This is a genomic window from Microbulbifer weihaiensis, assembly GCF_048323715.1.
GTDB lineage: Bacteria > Pseudomonadota > Gammaproteobacteria > Pseudomonadales > Cellvibrionaceae > Microbulbifer.
In genome coordinates, this window is record NZ_JBLWFL010000019.1 from 62,799 (window position 1) to 81,444 (window position 18,646).

The 18,646-nt window shown below is 61.1% G+C and carries 17 protein-coding genes; 6 read left to right on the forward strand and 11 right to left on the reverse strand.

Annotated features, from left to right (window positions below; translation table 11 throughout):
* The first annotated feature begins 241 nt into the window (after positions 1 to 241).
* Entirely contained in the window at positions 242 to 2,125 is a 1,884-nt protein-coding gene (locus tag ACNKU7_RS16740) for a DUF3604 domain-containing protein (RefSeq protein WP_418298152.1), read from the forward strand.
* 42 nt (positions 2,126 to 2,167) lie between these two features.
* On the opposite strand, the gene xerC is transcribed toward ACNKU7_RS16740, so the two are convergent.
* From xerC to lptM, 5 genes are read right to left on the reverse strand one after another with little or no spacing between them, the layout of a single operon-like run.
* Positions 2,168 to 3,082, reverse strand: coding sequence for a tyrosine recombinase XerC (gene xerC, locus ACNKU7_RS16745; protein WP_418298153.1), 915 nt, complete (start codon positions 3,080 to 3,082; stop codon positions 2,168 to 2,170).
* 5 nt (positions 3,083 to 3,087) lie between these two features.
* On the reverse strand, positions 3,088 to 3,846 hold the full coding sequence (locus ACNKU7_RS16750; RefSeq protein WP_418298154.1) for a DUF484 family protein: 759 nt from the start codon (positions 3,844 to 3,846) through the stop codon (positions 3,088 to 3,090).
* Between the two features lie 31 nt (positions 3,847 to 3,877).
* Positions 3,878 to 4,708 (reverse strand): diaminopimelate epimerase, encoded by an 831-nt coding sequence (dapF, locus tag ACNKU7_RS16755; protein WP_418298155.1) that lies wholly within the window; start codon positions 4,706 to 4,708, stop codon positions 3,878 to 3,880.
* A gap of 35 nt (positions 4,709 to 4,743) precedes the next feature.
* Positions 4,744 to 5,997 (reverse strand): diaminopimelate decarboxylase, encoded by a 1,254-nt coding sequence (lysA, locus tag ACNKU7_RS16760; RefSeq protein WP_418298156.1) that lies wholly within the window; start codon positions 5,995 to 5,997, stop codon positions 4,744 to 4,746.
* Complete coding sequence (gene lptM / locus ACNKU7_RS16765) at positions 5,994 to 6,227, reverse strand: LPS translocon maturation chaperone LptM (RefSeq protein WP_418298157.1); 234 nt, start codon at positions 6,225 to 6,227, stop codon at positions 5,994 to 5,996. The genes lysA and lptM overlap by 4 nt, the downstream gene beginning before the upstream one ends.
* A 103-nt stretch (positions 6,228 to 6,330) precedes the next feature.
* Here lptM and cyaY point away from each other — a divergent pair, with 103 nt between their 5' ends.
* A complete protein-coding gene (cyaY, locus tag ACNKU7_RS16770; protein WP_418298158.1) occupies positions 6,331 to 6,663 on the forward strand; it encodes an iron donor protein CyaY in 333 nt (110 codons plus the stop codon).
* Between the two features lie 88 nt (positions 6,664 to 6,751).
* Here cyaY and argH read toward each other — a convergent pair whose 3' ends face one another.
* Positions 6,752 to 8,173 (reverse strand): argininosuccinate lyase, encoded by a 1,422-nt coding sequence (argH, locus tag ACNKU7_RS16775; protein WP_418298159.1) that lies wholly within the window; start codon positions 8,171 to 8,173, stop codon positions 6,752 to 6,754.
* A gap of 224 nt (positions 8,174 to 8,397) precedes the next feature.
* Between argH and ACNKU7_RS16780 the strand changes: the two genes are divergently transcribed.
* A complete protein-coding gene (locus ACNKU7_RS16780) occupies positions 8,398 to 9,477 on the forward strand; it encodes a sensor histidine kinase (RefSeq protein ID WP_418298160.1) in 1,080 nt (359 codons plus the stop codon).
* The gene (locus tag ACNKU7_RS16785; RefSeq protein WP_418298161.1) at positions 9,474 to 10,250 is read left to right on the forward strand and encodes a LytR/AlgR family response regulator transcription factor; all 777 of its coding nucleotides are present in this window, start codon (positions 9,474 to 9,476) and stop codon (positions 10,248 to 10,250) included. The genes ACNKU7_RS16780 and ACNKU7_RS16785 overlap by 4 nt, the downstream gene beginning before the upstream one ends.
* A gap of 5 nt (positions 10,251 to 10,255) precedes the next feature.
* Here ACNKU7_RS16785 and ACNKU7_RS16790 read toward each other — a convergent pair whose 3' ends face one another.
* From ACNKU7_RS16790 to ACNKU7_RS16805, 4 genes are all read right to left on the reverse strand, one after another.
* Positions 10,256 to 11,959 (reverse strand): amidohydrolase, encoded by a 1,704-nt coding sequence (locus tag ACNKU7_RS16790; RefSeq protein WP_418298162.1) that lies wholly within the window; start codon positions 11,957 to 11,959, stop codon positions 10,256 to 10,258.
* Positions 11,956 to 12,213, reverse strand: coding sequence for a hypothetical protein (locus ACNKU7_RS16795; protein WP_418298163.1), 258 nt, complete (start codon positions 12,211 to 12,213; stop codon positions 11,956 to 11,958). Before ACNKU7_RS16795 ends, ACNKU7_RS16790 begins: the two co-directional genes overlap by 4 nt.
* A gap of 69 nt (positions 12,214 to 12,282) precedes the next feature.
* Positions 12,283 to 13,431, reverse strand: coding sequence for a PilT/PilU family type 4a pilus ATPase (locus ACNKU7_RS16800; protein WP_418298164.1), 1,149 nt, complete (start codon positions 13,429 to 13,431; stop codon positions 12,283 to 12,285).
* Between the two features lie 296 nt (positions 13,432 to 13,727).
* On the reverse strand, positions 13,728 to 14,762 hold the full coding sequence (locus tag ACNKU7_RS16805) for a type IV pilus twitching motility protein PilT (protein WP_226668572.1): 1,035 nt from the start codon (positions 14,760 to 14,762) through the stop codon (positions 13,728 to 13,730).
* A gap of 81 nt (positions 14,763 to 14,843) precedes the next feature.
* On the opposite strand from ACNKU7_RS16805, the gene ACNKU7_RS16810 reads away from it, so the two are divergent.
* Positions 14,844 to 15,539, forward strand: coding sequence for a YggS family pyridoxal phosphate-dependent enzyme (locus ACNKU7_RS16810; protein WP_418298165.1), 696 nt, complete (start codon positions 14,844 to 14,846; stop codon positions 15,537 to 15,539).
* Positions 15,540 to 15,575: 36 nt separating this feature from the next.
* Here ACNKU7_RS16810 and ACNKU7_RS16815 read toward each other — a convergent pair whose 3' ends face one another.
* Positions 15,576 to 17,621 carry a S9 family peptidase gene (locus ACNKU7_RS16815; RefSeq protein ID WP_418298166.1) on the reverse strand — a complete coding sequence of 682 codons (2,046 nt, stop codon included), beginning with the start codon at positions 17,619 to 17,621 and terminating at the stop codon, positions 15,576 to 15,578.
* Between the two features lie 197 nt (positions 17,622 to 17,818).
* On the opposite strand from ACNKU7_RS16815, the gene proC reads away from it, so the two are divergent.
* A complete protein-coding gene (proC, locus tag ACNKU7_RS16820) occupies positions 17,819 to 18,646 on the forward strand; it encodes a pyrroline-5-carboxylate reductase (protein WP_418298167.1) in 828 nt (275 codons plus the stop codon).

Sequence of the window (18,646 nt, forward strand, 5' to 3'; positions counted from 1 at the left end):
TGAGATTAGCCCTACTTCACCACGGGTCAATGCAAGTTGGCTCGCCGCCCTGGCTTCCGGGGCGATTCCTTGGCTGGCGGGCCGTTGAGCATCTTTTTTCAGCGGCCTGCTAAGCTTTCCGAGCTATACCCCTATCCCTTTCACGATTCATTTTTCCATTCTGTTTGTGAGCCTTTGACGGATCATGTCTACGATTTGGCGCACAAGTAGGCATGGATGTCATCAGAGATCTTCGTCCGCCATGACCAGAGTGCTCGTCTCGATTTTGTTGTTTACGGCGATAAATGGGGCCTTTGCGCAGGATGCGCCGCAGTCTGTGCCCAGTCCAGAAGCAGAGTACGCTCCATACCCCGACCAGAATTTTCCCAACAGGGTCTTCTTTGGCGACACACATTTACACACCAGTTATTCCACTGATGCGGGGATGTTTGGTAATCGCCTGGGACCGGACGAAGCCTATCGGTTTGCCAAGGGTGGGACCGTGACTTCGAGCACCGGGGTAAAGGCACGCCTCAAGCGTCCGCTGGATTTTCTGGTTATCGCCGACCATGCGGAAAACCTGGGCCTGTCGCCAATGATCAGTGAATCGGACAAGCGCTTGCTGGCATCCTCGTGGGGGAAACAAGTCCATGACCTGACGAAGGTGGGTAAGCCTGATGAGGCATATGCCATGTGGGGCAGCGCAGTCGGTGCGCGCAAGGATCCTTTGAGTGGTATTGAAGGCCTGATGGTGTCTATGTGGCAACGCCTGACCAAGGCCGCCGAGAACCACAATACTCCTGGCCTGTTCACTGCCCTGATCGGCTACGAATGGACTTCAAGCCCGGATGGCAACAACCTGCACCGCAACCTGGTGTTCCGCGATGACAAGACGAAAGCCGATCAGGTAGTACCGATGTCCGCTTACGACTCGGAAGACCCAGAGGATCTGTGGAAGTGGATGGAGAGCTATGAAAAGAAAACTGGTGGACGGGTGCTGGCGATACCGCACAACGGCAACCTGTCCAATGGCCTGATGTTTGACAGCGTGACGTTAACTGGCAGGAAACCCCTTGACCGGGATTACGCAGAGCGTCGGGCGAGATGGGAGCCCCTCTATGAAGTCACTCAGATCAAGGGCGATGGCGAGACTCATCCCCTGCTGTCACCCAATGATGAATTCGCGGATTTCGAGACCTGGGACAAGGGCAGCTTTGGCGCGGCAAAGGAAAAGGACATGCTGCCGCGCGAGTATGCGCGCGAGGCCCTGAAGCAGGGCTTGGCTTATGAACAAAAGCTGGGTGCCAACCCCTATCAATTCGGGTTGATCGGCAGTACCGACTCACATACATCACTGGCAACCGCTGCCGAGGACAATTTTTTTGGCAAGGCCACGGCGGTAGAGCCTACCGCTGATCTTATCCGGTTTGAGGAAAAGATTACCGGCTACCTGCCGGATCCCGAGGGCCGCGACTACGCGATACGGCACTATCAGGCCAGCGCCTCTGGGTTGGCAGCCGTCTGGGCGCGGGAGAATACCCGTGAGGCGTTGTGGGATGCCATGGCGCGCAGGGAAGTTTATGCAACCACGGGTACCCGGTTGGTTGTGCGGCTGTTCGCGGGCTTTGATTTCGTGGCTGATGATCTCAACCGCCATGATTTTGCCCGCTACGGCTATGCACAGGGCGTACCCATGGGGGGCGAGCTGCAGCAGTCGGAAACGGCTCCGGCATTTCTGATTCGCGCCATGCGCGATCCAGATGGCGCGAACCTCGACCGCATACAGGTGGTTAAGGGCTGGCTGGATGCGGACGGGAAAACCCACGAGCGGGTTTATGATGTTGCGGTTTCGGATGGGCGGAAGATCAGCCGTGACGGCCGCGCAGGACAGAAAGTCGGCAACACCGTTGATGTGGCCAGTGCTAACTACGACAACAGTATTGGTGATGTATTTCTTCAGGCCTACTGGAAGGATCCGGACTTTCAGCGCACACACAAGGCTTTTTATTATGTGCGGGTGCTGGAAATACCTACGCCTCGCTGGACCACATACGATGCGAAGTATTTCGGCGTGAAACGGCCTGACGGCGTGCCAGCGGCTATTCAGGAGCGCGCCTACACCTCTCCGGTCTGGTATTCGCCCTGAGCGCGCATTGCCCCGCTCGAATAGGGGCGAGTGGTTAAAGCTCTAGATCTTTTTGTGCTTGGCGCGCGGGTGTGCGCTGTCGTAGACCCGGCTCAGGTGCTGGAAGTCCAGGTGAGTGTAAATCTGGGTGGTGCTGATATCCGCATGGCCGAGCAGTTCCTGCACGGCGCGCAGGTCGCCGCTGGACTCCAGCATGTGACTGGCGAAAGAGTGCCGCAGCATGTGCGGGTGCACCCGCTGCTCTGCACCACCGCGCCTGGACCAGTGGCTGAGGCGCGTCTGAACCGCGCGGTTGCTGAGGCGCTTGCCGCGGGCGGTGGTGAACACCGGTTCGCCGCCGCGGTCGTCGCCTTGGGCGGCGGGCGCCTGCCGGCGCCAGTCTTGCAGGGCCTGGCGCGCGTGCCGGCCAATGGGCAGCAGCCGCGTCTTGTTGCCCTTGCCGGTTACGCGAACCTCGCCGGCGCCCAGATCCAGATCCGGCCAGTTGAGGGCGGTAAGTTCCGACAGGCGCAGGCCGCTGCTGTAAAAGAGTTCCAGAATGGCCGCGTCCCGCCGCGCCAGCAGGTCGTCTTCTGCGTCGCTGGCCGGGCTTTCGACAAACTGTGCGGCGCCGTCTACATCCAGCAGCCTGGGCAGCTTCTTATCCGCTTTGGGCGCGCGCAGGCCCTCGGCCACATTGGCGGGCAGCCAGCCCTCGCGCACGCAAAAGCGCAACAGGGTGCGCACCGCAGACAGCCAGCGCTGCAGGCTCTTGGGGCCGAGCCCTTCGCGGTGCAGGTGTGCCAGCCAGCTGCGCAGGCGCATTTCGCCGAGGTCGCGCAGGTCGTCCAGGGATTCCCGGTCTGCCAGTTGCTGCATCTTTTGCAGGTCGCGGCGATAGGCAGACAGGGTGTGCGTGGAGAGGTTCTTGTGCTGCAGGTGCCGCAGGAAGGCGTCCGTCACTGCCGCGAGCTGCATGGTGCTCAGCCCCGCAGCAGGTTTGGCAGCAGGCGCTCGAGGATTTCGCCGATGTAGGACAGGAACAGGGTGCCGAGGCTGGAGCGATAGTGATTCGGGTCACTGGAGCCGACTGCCAGCACACCCAGTTGATCCGCCAGCGGGATCACGGCAGCCGAAGCGACCTGGCTGGCGTCGCTGCCGAACAGGTAGGCGGTTTCCGCCGGGCGCAGGGTGCCGCAGACGGTGCGGCCATTGCGCAGGATGGAGCCAATTGCTGTTTCCGCGCTGGCGCGGGAGCTGCAGCGGACTTCCCCCAGCTTGCTGGCGGATCCGGGCAGGGGGCCGAACAGGGTGAGGGCGGTGAACTCCACGCCAAAATCGTTCTGGAAACTTTTCACCAGCGCACTGCCGGCTTCGGCTACGGTGCGCGCTTCCAGCAGTGACAGCACCAGGCGCCGGCTGCTCATAAACAGCTGGTCGTTCTCGCGGGCGGTTTGCAGCAACTGATCGAGGCGCTGGCGCATCTCGATGTTGCGTTCGCGCAGCAGGTTGGTCTGGTGTGTCATCAGCGACACGGTCTTGCCGTTTTCTTTCGGCAGCTGGATGGTGTCCAGCAGCTCCATATGATCGGCGAAGAAGGCGGGGTTCTGGATCAGGTAGCGGGCCACCTGCCGCGCGAGCAACTTCTTGTTGCGCTGGTTTTCACTGTCCGAGGCTTCCTGTCTTTCCAGGCTGGCCTCGACGGCATTGTCGATCAGAGAGGCATCGCTGTGGTCGGTCATTTGTTCTTTCGCTGATTCCAGGCAATCTTTGTCAGAGCACTATCTGTCCGTGATATACCGCGGTCGCGGGTCCAGTCATGGTAACCGGCGCGCCGGGCCCCGGCCAGTGGATTGTCAGGGTGCCGCCGGGCAGGGTGATTTTCAGTTCTTCATCCACGAGGCCGCGCAGGCGCGCGGACACCATGGCGGCACAGGCTCCGGTGCCGCAGGCGCGGGTTTCACCCACGCCGCGCTCGAATACGCGCAGGCGAGCCTTGTCGCGGGATTCGATCTGCAGGAAACCCACGTTTACCCGCGCCGGGAAGCGCGGGTGCTGCTCAATGGCGGCGCCGAGGGTTTCGACCGGCGCTGTATCCACGTTGTCCACCAGCAGTACCGCATGGGGGTTGCCCATGGAGACGGCGCCTACGTTGTACACCTCGCCATCGACCTCCAGGGGATAGGTTTCCGCCTGGATATCGGCTTCAAAAGGAATCTCCCGGGGCTCGAGAATGGGCGCGCCCATGTCCACGGCTACCTGATCACCTTCCTGCACGTTCAGCTCGAGAACCCCGGCTGCGGTTTCAACCAGGATCTTTTCCTTGGCAGTGAGGCGGCGCTCGCGCACAAAGCGGGCGAAACAGCGCGCGCCGTTGCCGCAGTTTTCCACCTCACTGCCGTCGGCGTTGTAGATCCGGTAGCGGAAATCCATATCAGGATTGCGCGGGGCTTCCACCAGCAGCAGTTGGTCAAAACCGATACCGGTGTGGCGGTCGGAAATAAAACGGATTTTTTCCGGCGACAGTTTGATGCGCTGGGTGATGCCATCGAGCATGACGAAGTCGTTGCCGAGCCCGTGCATTTTGGTGAATTTCAGCCGCATCGATTGGATTCCTAACTGTTTGTTTTTCTTGGTTATCAGTCTTTCGCAGGCACGGTGGTTTCACCGCGCACCAGATCGGCCAGGGACTCGCGCGCCCGCACCAGATAGGTTTTGTCGCCATCCACCAGCACTTCCGCGGCGCGGGTACGGGAATTGTAATTGGAGCTCATGGTGAAGCCGTAGGCTCCGGCCGAGAGCATGGCCAGCAGTTGCCCGGGGGCCAGAGCCAGCTGGCGGTGCTTGCCGAGGAAGTCGCCGGTCTCGCATACGGGGCCGACAATGTCCCAGCTTTCGGTGGCGCCGTTGCCGGGGGTAACCGCGACAATGTCCTGCCAGGCCTGGTACAGCGCCGGGCGCAGGTTGTCGTTCATGGCGGCGTCGACGATGGCAAAGTTGTGTTCCTCGGTGCGCTTGAGGAATTCCACCCGGGTGAGCAGGGCGCCGCCATTGGCGGAAATGGAACGGCCCGGCTCCAGCACCAGCGCGAGGTTGCGCCCGGCCAGCTTGTCTTTCACTGCGCCCAGGTAATCGCTCACTTCCGGCGGCTCCTCACCCCGGTAGCGCACGCCCAGACCGCCGCCCAGATCCAGGTGCTCGAGCACGGTGCCGTCGTCGGCGAGCTGGTCGATCAGTACCAGCAGGCGATCCAGCGCATCCAGGAACGGCGCTATCTCGGTCAGCTGTGAGCCGATATGGCAGTCCACACCGATGGCGTTGAGGTTCGCCGATGCGGCTACCTTGCGGTAGACCTCGGGGGCGCGCTCGATGGCGATGCCGAACTTGTTCTCTTTGAGGCCGGTAGAGATATACGGGTGGGTCTTGGCGTCCACGTCCGGATTCACCCGCAGGGATACCGGCGCAACCACGCCCATTTCCCCGGCCACGGCATCCAGGCGTTCAAGCTCCGCCTCGGATTCCACATTGAAGCAGTGCACACCCACTTCCAGCGCGCGGCGCATTTCCTCCGCGGTTTTGCCCACCCCGGAAAATACCACCTTGGACGGGTCGCCACCGGCCATGAGTACCCGCTCGAGTTCGCCGGCGGAGACGATATCGAAGCCCGCTCCCAGTTGCGCCAGCACCGACAGGATGCCGAGGTTGCTGTTGGCTTTGACCGCGTAGCAGATCAGTCCCGGGTGATCGCCAAGGGCGTCGGCATAGGACTGGTACTGGCGCTCGAAGTGCGCGCGGCTATAAACATAGGTGGGGGTTCCGAACTGTTCGGCGACCTGTTCCAGGCTCACGCCCTCGGCCCACAGGCTTCCTTGCTGATAGTGAAATTCGCTCATTTGGCTACTGCTTCTGCTTCCGTGTGTTGCTGGGAGTTGTCTTTTTCGGCTTCCGTTTTTTCGTTCTCGCTGGTTTCGGCCGCGCTGGTTCCGGCAGGCGTCGTGGCTGCAGCGGGCGCGGGAGACGCTGGCTGCGCAGGATCCTGCGGCAGGTACAGCGGGCCCTTTTGCCCACAGGCGCTGAGCAGCAGAACCAGGGGGATCAACAGTGTGCGCTTCGGTGCGTTCATCAGGGCTTTCATATACGGTTGTCTGCGACGAAAAAGACTGGAAAAGCCTGCTAGTATAGCGACCCATGCCTTCAAGCAACACAGTAACAGAAGTAACCAGATTATGAGCCAGGCCGCCTCTCAAACCGCCTACAACGCCGCTATCGAAGAAACCCTGATTGCGATCGAGGATGCCCTCGATAACTGTGATGTGGATATGGATTACGAGCGCGCGGATGCAGTGCTCACCATAACCCTGGAAGACAATGGCACACAGGTAATCCTGTCGCGCCAGAGTGCGGTGCAGGAACTGTGGGTGGCGGCCCGCTCCGGCGGTTACCACCTCAAGTTCGAGAACCCGGGCTGGAAGTGCACCACCACGGGTGAAGATCTGCCGACACTGCTGGATCGGGTATTGACCGAGCAGCAGGGGACGCCGGTCGCCCTCGGCCTGTAACTTGTCCGTCTACAGCCGGGGCGTCTTTCTTATACGAAGGAACCAGGAAGGAGCCTGCTAGCAGGCTCCTGCGCAAGAGTTGCGTTTATTAGCGCGCGGCAATCAAGGCGCGCGCACGCCCACAGGCCGCGCGCACCTGGTTCGGTGCGGTGCCGCCAATGTGGTCGCGGGCGGCCACAGAACCCTCCAGCGTGAGCACTTCAAACACGTCGTCACCGATCGCGTCGGAGAACTTCTGCAGTTCCGCGAGGCTCAGGTCGGCGAGATCGCAGTCTTTTTCAATCGCGAAGGCCACTGACTGGCCAACGATTTCGTGGGCGTCGCGGAACGCAACGCCCTTGCGCACCAGGTAATCCGCCAGGTCGGTGGCCGTTGAGAAACCCTTGGCGGCGGCCGCGAGCATATTTTCTTTTTTCGGCTTCAGCGCCGGCGCCATGTCGGCGAACGCGCGCAGGCAGTCCAGTACTGTGTCTGCCGCGTCGAACAGGGGCTCCTTGTCTTCCTGGTTGTCCTTGTTGTAGGCCAGCGGCTGGCTCTTCATCAGGGTCAGCAGGGCGATCAGGTGGCCGTTCATGCGACCGGTCTTGCCGCGCACCAGCTCGGGTACATCCGGGTTTTTCTTCTGCGGCATGATCGAGGAGCCGGTGCAGAAGCGGTCGGGCAGGTCGATAAAGTTGAACTGGCTGGAAGTCCACAGCACCAGTTCTTCACTGGCGCGGGACAGGTGCGTCAGCAGCAGGGCGCCAAAGGCACAGAATTCGATGGCGAAGTCGCGATCGCTCACCGAATCGAGGGAGTTTTCGGTGGGTGCATCGAAGCCCAGCAGCTCGGCGGTGCGCGCGCGATTGATCGGGTAGCTGGTGCCGGCCAGGGCGGCAGCACCCAGCGGCGAGCGGTTGACGCGCTTGCGGCAGTCGATCAGGCGCTCGTAGTCGCGGGTCAGCATCTCGTTCCACGCCAGCAGGTGGTGGCCGAAGGTCACCGGTTGTGCGCTCTGCAGGTGGGTGAAGCCGGGCATGATGGTGTCCGCTTCCTTCTCGGCCAGGTCAACCAGGCCGGTCTGCAGGCGGGTGAGCTCGGCGGCGATCAGGTCGATGCGGTTGCGCAGCCACAGGCGGATGTCGGTGGCGACCTGGTCGTTGCGCGAGCGGCCGGTGTGCAGTTTTTTACCGGTGGCGCCAATGCGCTGGGTCAGGCGCGCCTCGATGTTCATGTGCACATCTTCGAGCTCCACGGACCAGGGAAATTCGCCGGCCTGAATCTCTGCGGCGATATCTTTCAGGCCGCCTTCGATCTGGGCGAATTCGTCTGCAGTGAGCACACCCACTTCCGACAGCATCTGCGCGTGCGCCAGGGAGCCCTGGATATCTTCCAGTGCCATGCGCTGGTCGAACATGACCGAAGCGGTGAAACGCTCAACAAAGGCGTCGGTGGCCTCACTGAAACGCCCACCCCAGAGTTTGGCGGCGGGATTCTGGTTGTTGTTTGCGGATGCGTTGTCGTTACTCATGCTGCCTCTGGTCTGAATGGGAAACGGGTCACTGGCTTGCTCACGGACAGTGGAACTGGGCCAGTGATGGCGGTATCTTCACCGCTTGAAGAGCGAGTCCAGAACAAAGATAAAGTGGTATGACATCTTCCCGGCCCGCGCAAGCGGCGGGCATTATAGCGCAGCAAATTCGTAAAACTGCCCCCTCATGCAAAGATTCTGCGTGCCCGGAGGTTGGCGGTGCTGTGCCGTTCCTGCCCGATTTGTGCAGTGTAACGGCAATTGCGGTACTGGTATTGATGGGCGAGCTGCTGGCACTGGTGCTGGTGCTTGCCGTCGACGGGCTCCGTCCCTTCAACTGGGAGCGCCTGGGACTGGTGTCGTTGACCATTCAGTGGGTCATCCTGCCTTCCGCGGCGGTGCTCTGTCGCCTGCGACCGTATCTCGCCCGCCTCGCGCACAAACTTGCCGCCGCGTTGAGCTTTGCGGCGGTTCTGGGGGTGCTGTCCACGGTGCTGTTCGCCCAGCACTGGTGGGTGGCGGATCTCGCCGGTACCGGGGTCGACTACTGGGCGCTGCTCGCGAACCTGCTGGTGGGCGCGATCTGTGCCGGCGTGGTGCTGCGCTACGCCTATGTGCAGCAGCAGTTGCACAACCAGCAGCAGGCGGAGCTGGGGGCGCGTATCGATGCACTGCAATCGCGTATTCGCCCGCACTTCCTGTTCAACAGCATGAACAGCCTCGCCAGCCTGATAGCGGTGGATGCGGAGCGCGCGGAAAAACTGGTGGAAGACCTGTCGGTGTTGTTCCGTGCATCGCTCGCGGACTCAAAGCTGGTTCCGCTGGAGCAGGAAATTACCCTGGCCAAACGCTACCTGGAAATCGAGTCACTGCGGCTCGGTGAGCGCCTGCAGCAGGACTGGGAGATTGGCGAGTTGCCGGAGCAGGCCGAGTTGCCTTCCATGTTGCTGCAGCCGCTGCTGGAAAATGCAGTTTTGCACGGTGTTGCGCGCCTGCGCGCCGGTGGCACCATTCAAATAACCATTCGTCAAAATGTCATTGGCGGCCGCGCAGGCGAGCTGCTATTGTCGATTCAAAATCCTATTGCAGTTTCCGAGACGGAGCGCGGTGCCGCACCCCATAGCGGCAACGGCATGGCGATGGAAAATATTCGCCAGCGTCTCAATGCGTTTTATGGCAATCGCTACCGGTTCTCGGCCGGTGTCCACAATGGTGAGTACCGGGTGGAAATGCTGTTGCCACTGGAAAGCGGATCAACGTTCAAGCCGGCGCGTGCGGCGATCAGAGGGGAGGTTACGCAATGAGTAATATCCCGAGCACCCTTGGTGTGCTGATTGTTGACGACGAACCGCTGGCGCGGGCCAGGCTGGCCCGCCAGTTGCAGGCTATTGATGGTTGCCAACTGCTGGGAGAAGCTGCCGATGGGGAAAGCGCGTTACAACAGCTGGATTCACTCGACCCGGACCTGCTGTTACTGGATATCGAGATGCCCGGAGACAACGGGTTACACCTCGCCGAACAGATTTCCAACCGCCCCAATCCACCCGCCATCATTTTCTGCACCGCCCACGACGAGTTTGCGCTCCCTGCCTTCGCGGTTGCTCCATCGGGTTACCTGCTCAAGCCCGTCAGTCTGGAACAGCTGGCACAGGCGATTGCCAAGGCGCGAAGACTGAGCAAGCCCCAGCTAAAGGCCGGCGGCGGGACACTCCAGGAAGAAGCCGGTACAGGCTCGCAGCCCAGCGGCCGCCGCCAGATCAAGGCAGTGAGCCGCCGCGGGGTGCAGTTGCTGGATGTGGACGATATCCGCTGTTTTATTGCGGAAGACAAATACGTCATTGCCCACCACAGCCGCGGCGAGACGATCCTGGACGAATCCCTGAAAGAACTCGAGAGCGAGTTCAGTGCACGCTTTGTGCGCGTGCACCGCAGTGCGCTGGTCGCGGTGGAGCACATCGTTGGGCTGCGCAAGGTTGCCAGTGGCTACCAGGTACAGCTGGACGGCACTGATGTAGAGCCGCCGGTCAGTCGCAGGTTGCTCGGCCAGGTGAAAGAGTGCATCAGCGAACTCGCCTGAGCGGATCAGCGGCCGTCCAGTAGGGTTTGCACGACTTTGATATCCCGCCACTCGCCGACCGGCGTGGTGAGGGGATTGCGATCCAGTATCACCAGATCTGCGCGTTTGCCCACTTCCAGGCTGCCGATTTCCTTTTCCATACCCAGTTGCCAGGCCGCATTGATGGTCATGGTGCGCAGTGCCTGTTGCGGCCTCAGCGCTTCCGCTTCGCCGACCGGGGTGCCTGCGCGGCTGCGACGGGTAATAGCGGTTTGCATCAGGCTGAACGGCTCCGCTGGGAACATCGGGCTGTCGGAATGCAGGGTGGGGTGCATGCCGAGCGCAAACGCACTTTTTAGCGGCAGCATTTGCTCGCTGCGTTCTGGCCCCAGCAATTGGGAATTCAGGGCATCGCCATAGTAGTAGAGATGGTTGATGTGAAAACTCGGGGATAAACCCAGCCGGGCGAAGACCGGCAGCATGTCTTTGCCGAGCAGAAGCCCGTGTTCGAGGCGGTGACGGCGCGCGATGAACGCCTGCTGTTCCGCTTCGGGCAGGTTTTCATACACCTGCTGCAGGATCTGCAAGAATTCCTGCGCGGCGCGGTCACCCTGCACGTGGGTGGCAATCTGCCATCCGCGCGCATTCAGTGCCTCAATCTGGCTGCGCAGTGCCTCCGGCAGGATTACCGGTTCGCCGTGACTGTCGTGGGCAATACCGAGCTGCCTGGCCAGTTGGCTGTCCGTATAGGGCTGTTCCACCACCATGCTGCCGCTGTAGGGCGAGCCGTCGTACCAAAACTTGGCGCCGCGCACGCGGAAAAAGTCCCCGTCATGATCCGGCGCACCAGCAAGCTTGTTCAGGTTGTCACCGCGGTAATAAAAAAACTGCCTGATACGTGGCTGCAGATTTTCCGACGATGCCCAGCGGGCCAGCCAGGCGGGTACATTGAATCCCAGCGAGGCGACACTGGTATAGCCCGCCTGGCGCAGATCGGTGAGCACGTCGGCGTAGGCCGCGCTGACCTTGAGCGGATTCTTGTGTACGGCGAGAAAAGGTTCCAGTGCCGGCTTCTCCACCAGCGTGCCGTCGAGGCGGCCATCTGTATCGCGACCGTAGTAGGAGCCTTCGCCCGGATCCGGCGACTGTTCATCGATTTCCATCGCCGCCAGCGCGGCGGAATTCACCCACGCGGTGTGCATGCTCTGGGCGAGGATGAATACCGGGTTGTGTGGCGCAATCTCATCGAGCCTGTTCCGATCCGGCAGCTGCAAGCCCTCCAGCAATACCGGATCCAGGCCCATTGCATAGACCCACTCGCCCTCGGGTGTTGTGGCAATCGCGCTGTCCAGGGCCCGCCAGGCTTCTGCGGCGGTGCGATGTCGGAAGCCGCTCATATCCACGAAGTTGCGAAATACAGCGCTGATGGCCGGGTGCTCGTGCACCGCGATAAAACCGGGCAGCACAGCCTTGCCATTCAGGTCGATGGTTTCTGTGCGCGCACCGGCCAGCGCCGAAATTTCCCCATGGGTACCGATGGCGAGGATCTTGCCATCTTTGATGGCGAGTGCACTGGCGACCCGCTCTTGCTCATCAATGGTGAGGATATGGCCATTGGTAAAAACCCGGTCGGCGTGTGGTGATTCGCTGCAGGCAGGGAGCAGCAGGGTCGCGAGCAATGTTGCGGCGGCCGCGCGGATACCTCCGGTAATCAGGGAAGCTCTGGTCAAGGCAATATCAACCCTGCTTTTTCCAGACGATCACGCAGCGCGGCCATGGAATCCCTATATTCCCAGTACATGATGCGGCCGTGCGACCCGGTAACCAGCACGTACTGTTCACTGATGGACTGGATCCGCTCGACGGTGATGAGCTTGGTCATGTATTCCGGGTCATTGACCTCTTCAACGATTTCCCGGTTGTGCTCATCGTAACCGTGCACGATCCGTGCGGTGCGCACGTCCAGCTCGAGGAATCTCACCATTACCCTCCATAGAAATAAAAAAGGCAGGCCGTTACCCGGGCCTGCCTGTGCAGATTTTTGATGATGCGATCAGTAGATGCTCGGCCCGCCACCGCTGTCGGTGTCGCTGGCAATGCTCAGCTCGTCGGCGGCGCTGTTGAGGTACTCGGCGTCGGACTCGGACTTGAGCTTGATCATCAGGCGCAGGTCATTGGCGGAGTCGGCGTGGGCGAGGGCATCTTCGTAAGTGATTTCGCCGCGGTCGTAGAGTTCGTACAGGGCCTGGTCGAAGGTCTGCATGCCCTGTTCGACGGAGCGCTTCATCAGCTCCTTCATTTTGTGCACTTCGCCTTTGCGGATCAGGTCCGACATGAGCGGGGTGTTGATCATGATCTCGAGACAGGCGCGGCGGCCATCGCCGTCCGGGGTGGGTACCAGCTGCTGGGCGACCATGGCCTTGAGGTTCAGTGACAGGTCCATCCACAGCTGCTGGTGCCGGTCGGCGGGGAAGAAGTGGATGATCCGGTCGAGGGCCTGGTTGGCGTTGTTGGCGTGCAGGGTACACAGGCACAGGTGACCAGTTTCGGCGAAGGCGATGGCATGGTCCATGGTTTCGCGCGAGCGCACCTCACCGATGAGGATGACATCGGGGGCCTGACGCAGGGTATTTTTCAGGGCGGTTTCGAAAGAGTCGGTGTCGAGGCCCACTTCCCGCTGGGTGACGATGCAGCCGCGGTGCTGGTGGATGAATTCGATCGGATCCTCGATGGAGATGATGTGGCCTTTGGAGTTTTCGTTGCGGTGGCCAATCATGGACGCGAGCGAAGTGGATTTACCGGTACCGGTGGCGCCCACGAAGATGATCAGGCCGCGTTTGGTCATGGCCAGTTCTTTGAGCTGTTCGGGCAGGCCGAGGCCGTCGATGGTGGGGATCTTGGTTTCGATCCGGCGCAGCACCATGCCGACGAGGTTGCGCTGGAAGAACGCAGATACCCGGAAGCGGCCAACGTTGCGCACGGAAATGGCAAAGTTCAGCTCTTTCTGCTCAACGAATTCGCGCTTCTGGCGCTCGTTCATGATGCCGACGACGAGTTCGCGGGCTTTCTCCGGGGTCAGCGGGGTGGTGCTGACAGGGACGACCTTGCCGTGCAATTTGATCGACGGCGGTACGCCGGCCGTGATGAAGAGGTCGGATGCCCCTTTTTCGGAGACGAGTTGCAGGAGGCGTTCGATTTCCATTTTGTATTACCGCTTTTTTGCGTGCTCTTTTATATGACCCGGAGGGTGTGTCGTTACAGTCCGGTGGCGGCTGGGCACCGGGTGCGGATTTTCAGGACCGCTGTAAACCCGTCCCTGGGCGCTGCGGCGCAAACATCCTGTTTGCGACGCTCCTGAAAATCCGCACCCGGCACCCAGCCTTTTATTCTGAGTTCTTCACTTCGTCAGCTGCTCAGCTCTCTGGTCGAGCCTTTTTCTCAACGATACGTCATCCCGGCCAGGAGCCGGGATCCAGTACCCTGATCCCGGGCTAAACCTTAAAAGTTCTCCGGCATCTTCGCCTTCTCGCGCGCCGATTCACGGCTGATCACGCGGCGCTCCACCAGATCCTGCAGGCACTGATCCATGGTCTGCATGCCGACGCTGGCGCCGGTCTGGATTGCCGAGTACATCTGCGCAACCTTGTCTTCGCGGATCAGGTTCCGGATTGCCGGGGTGCCGCGCATGATTTCGTGGGCGGCGACACGGCCGCCGCCGTTGCGCTTGAGCAGGGTCTGGGAGATTACCGCCTGCAGGGATTCCGACAGCATGGAGCGTACCATGGCCTTTTCCTGCGCCGGGAAGACGTCTACCACACGATCGATGGTCTTGGCGGCGGAGGTGGTGTGCAGGGTGCCGAATACCAGGTGGCCGGTTTCCGCGGCGGTCAGCGCCAGGCGGATGGTTTCCAGGTCCCGCATCTCACCTACGAGGATGATGTCCGGGTCTTCACGCAGTGCGGAGCGCAGGGCTTCGGCGAAGCCGTGGGTATCGCGGTGGACTTCCCGCTGGTTCACCAGGCACTTCTTGGATTCGTGTACGAATTCAATCGGGTCCTCGACGGTGAGGATGTGCTCGTACTTATTGTCGTTGATGTAGTCGATCATCGCCGCCAGCGAGGTGGACTTACCGGAGCCCGTGGGGCCGGTGACCAGTACCAGGCCGCGCGGGGTGTCGGAGATCTGTTTGAACACCTGGCCCATGCCCAGGTCTTCCATGGTCAGTACCTTGGAGGGAATGGTACGGAATACCGCGCCGGCGCCGCGGTTGTGGTTGAACGCGTTCACACGGAAGCGGGCCACACCGGGGACTTCGAAGGAGAAGTCGGTCTCCAGGAACTCTTCGTAATCCTTGCGCTGCTTGTCGTTCATGATCTCGTAGATCAGGCCATGCACCTGCTTGTGCTCCATTGGCGGCAGGTTGATGCGGCGCACATCGCCGTCCACCCGGATCATGGGCGGCAGGCCGGCGGAGAGGTGCAAGTCGGAGGCGTTCTGTTTGGCGCTGAAGGCGAGGAGTTCTGTAATGTCCATACTGCTACCTTATTCTTCTGATATGACTCACAGGCGGTGAATGCATAGAATGCCCGCCGAGCAATAGTTGGGTCCCAGTATATGCGCAAAGGGTCGATCGTCGAAAACCTCAATTCTGTCACTGAGCGGATTATCACAGCCTGCCGCAGTTGCGGGCGCGATCCTGCGGCGGTGACGCTGCTGGCGGTGTCCAAAACCCGGCCAGCGGAAGACATCCGCACCGCGTTTGCCGGCGGGCAGCGTGACTTTGGTGAGAATTACCTGCAGGAGGCGCTGGATAAGCAGGCTGAACTGACCGACCTGAATATCGTGTGGCACTTCATCGGCCCGCTTCAGTCCAATAAGTCCCGCGATGTGGCGGAGCACTTTGACTGGATGCATACGCTGGATCGGTTAAAAATTGCGCGCCGGCTGTCTGAGCAGCGCCCGCAGGGCCTGCCGCCGCTGAAGGTGTGTCTGCAGGTAAATATCGACGGTGAGGATACCAAGTCCGGTGTTACGCCGGAGCAGCTGCCGGCGCTGGCGGCCGCGGTGGCCGCGCTGCCAAACCTGGAACTGCGCGGATTGATGGCGATTCCTGCGCCCAGGGCGGTAACCGAGGATCAGCGGGCTCCGTTTGTTCAGCTTGCGGGGCTTTTGGATGAACTCCGCCGCCAGCTGCCGGAGCAGCCGCTGGATACCCTGTCGATGGGTATGTCCGGCGATATGGAGGCGGCGATTTTCAGTGGCGCTACCATCGTGCGCATTGGCACCGATATTTTTGGGCGGCGCGGCTGAGCGTCAGCACGTGCTGACGCCGGCCGCGCCTCCGGTTCACTGATTCAATTCCGCGGACTGGACGACCTCGCCCGGGGCGGCTTTCCAGCTGGAAACCGGCTCTGCCAACAGGTGCTCGGAGAAGAACAGTGCGGTGGCCTGGGCGAAGATGTCGACGTTCTCTTTCTTGCGATAACCGTGACCTTCGTTGAGCGCGTTCATATACCAAACGGGTTGGTCGGCCTCGCGCAGTGCGGCGACGATCTGCTCCGCCTCGCTGACCGGAACCCGCGGATCGTTTTCCCCCTGTGCGACAAAGATGGGCACGCGGATTTTGTCGACGTTGTTACTGGGGCTTATCTTTTCCAGGAAGCTGCGCATTTCCGGGTCGCGCTCGTCCCCGTATTCAACGCGGCGCAGGTCGCGGCGGTAGTCGCGGGTATTTTCCAGGAAGGTGACAAAGTTGGAGATGCCGACGATGTCCACCGCTGCGCGCAGTCGATCGCTGTAGTGCATCGCACTGGCCAGTACCATGTAACCGCCGTAGCTGCCGCCGAACACGGCTACGCGCTCCGCGTCGAGATCCGGTTGGGTTTCAATCCAGTCCAGCAGGGCGCCGATATCCTGCACAGAATGTTCGCGCTTGAAACCATTATCCAGAGCCAGGTAAGTCTTGCCGTAGCCCGCTGAGCCGCGCACGTTGGGCGCAATCACCGCGACGCCCAGTTTTTCCAGCCACAACTGGTAGGTGCTGCTGAAATAAGGGCGGTACTGGCCCTCGGGGCCTCCGTGGATGGAAATGACCACTGGAACCTTGCCCTTGGCATTGCGCGGGCGGTAGATAAACGCGGGAATTTGGCGCTGTTTGCCGTCCACCTGGTCGAAGGTGGGGTAGTGCACCAGTTGCGGCTCCACGAACTTGTCGGTATCCAGGCCGCCCACTTCACTCGATGTCCAGCGCACCAGGTCACCGGCGCGCAGGGGGTTGCGGCGCAGCTCGAGGACAAACGTGTCCGTGGGTGTTTTTGCCGTGTTGATTGACAGCGCCAGGCGGTCGCCCGCTGCGTCGAACTTGAGGCCGCCAATCACCCCAATGGGCAGCGAGTCCACTTTGCGGTAGCGCAGGCTGCGCGGGTCAAACAGGTACAGCTTGCTAATCCCGTCTTCGTTGACGGTGAATGCGCCGCGGCGTTTGTCGGCACTGAGGGCAAGGTCGCTGACATCCCAGGGTATGTCGGCAGTCACTACCTGATCCTTGCCTGTGGCGATGTCGCGATGGAACAGCTGCGCGAACTCCCCGGAGCGGTCGCTCACATAGAATACGCCCTTGCCATCGGCCGCAAAGCCCATGGCGTAATTGCGCGATTCGCTGTCGGCATTGCCGGCGATGCGCTGCAGCTGTCCGCTCTGCAGGTCGAGCAGGTGCACCAGTGAGTTGGTGGCGGAAATGTACTGCTGTACCAGCAGGGTGCGATTATCCGCATCGAACGCTGCGGGCCCCCACCAGCTGCCGTCTCGTGATTCCAGCGCCAGAGTGCTGGTGTGGCCGCTGCCGGTAAAGTGGGTGATCCACAGGTCGTTTGAGCGGCCGTTGCGGCGCGTGCTCTGGTACGCCAGGAACTGGCCGTCCTCGCTCCACACCAGCGCGCCATTGCGGGATTTACCGTCTGAAAGCATGCGGCTTTCGCCGCTGGCGGGATCGAACAGGAAAATCTGCGCATCTTCACTGCCACCGGCATCCATGGTGAATGCCACATCGGAAAACGCCGGGCGTGGACTGACCTGCCCCACGGGTTCCTGGAAAAATGTCAGCTGTCGCCGCGCACCGCTGGGCTGATCCACGCGGTGCAGCTGGTTTACTTCGCCAAATCGGGTGGAAACGTAAAGTCCCTGCGAGTCGTTTACCCAGCCAACAAAGCCTGCCGAACGTACATTCTGATAGCGGTTCAGGTCATCGGCTACTCGGGTCGGTATTGCCGGAATGTCTTCGAGTACTAAATTGCCGTTGTTGAGGGTGCGGCTTTCCACCGCGGCAAAAGAGAAGCTTGCTGCGCCAACGCCGAGGGCAAGCGCCAGCCAGTTGAGGGTAGGGCGTAAGTTCATGGACTTTCCTTGTTATTCTTAGTGGCGCCCCCATGGTAGGGGTCGATGGCGGTGCTGCCAAGCAGGTGGGAACCTGCGTAGCGATCGGGCAGATCAGCCGCCAATAATTCGGGATGAGTTCGGTAGACTGAAAACCATCGGCAATCTGGCGAAAGAAAACTCATTATTTCCGGTGGAATTTGCGGCGAGAGGTACTCGTGACAGCGTCCAAAATGGTTTTTATCGGCGGTGCGGGCAATATGGCCGGCGCGGTGATCGGTGGGTTGGTGAGCAGTGGCTATCCGGCGGACAATATTGTCGCCACCGGCCGCAACGAACAGAAACTGAAAGACTTTGTTGCCCGCACCGGTGTGCGCGGCAGCACCGACAACCACACGGCGATCAGGAATGCCGATGTGATCGTGCTGTCGGTAAAACCGCAGGTGATGAAAGAACTGTGTGAAAGCATCGCGGCGGAAGTGAGCGCCCGCAAACCCCTGGTGATTACCCTGGCCGCGGGTATCCCGCTGGCTGCCTACCAGCGCTGGCTGGGCGCCGGCGTGCCGATTATCCGCGCCATGCCCAACACCCCGGCGCTTGTCGGTACCGGCGTGACTGGTCTCTATGCCGGGGATGGCGTCACCAGTGAGCACAAATCGGTTGCCACACAGATGGCGGATGCGGTGGGTATTGCGCTGTGGGTCGAGGAGGAGTCCGGCATTGACCAGGTGATCGCGGTTTCCGGTTCCGGCCCCGCCTACTATTTTCAATTCATGGAATCCATGATCGATGCGGCGGAAAAGGCCGGCATGAAGCGCGCGGATGCCGAACGCCTTACCTTGCAAACCGCATTGGGCGCGGCGAAACTGGCGGTAGCCAGCGACGTGGATGTGGCGCAGCTCAAGCGCAATGTTATGTCGCCCAATGGCACCACAGAGCGCGCGGTAAAGCGCTTTCAGGAAGGTGGCCTGCCGCAACTGGTAGAGCAGGCGATGAGCGACTGCGCGGCGCGCGCGGCGGAAATGGCGAAAGAATTGGATAACTAA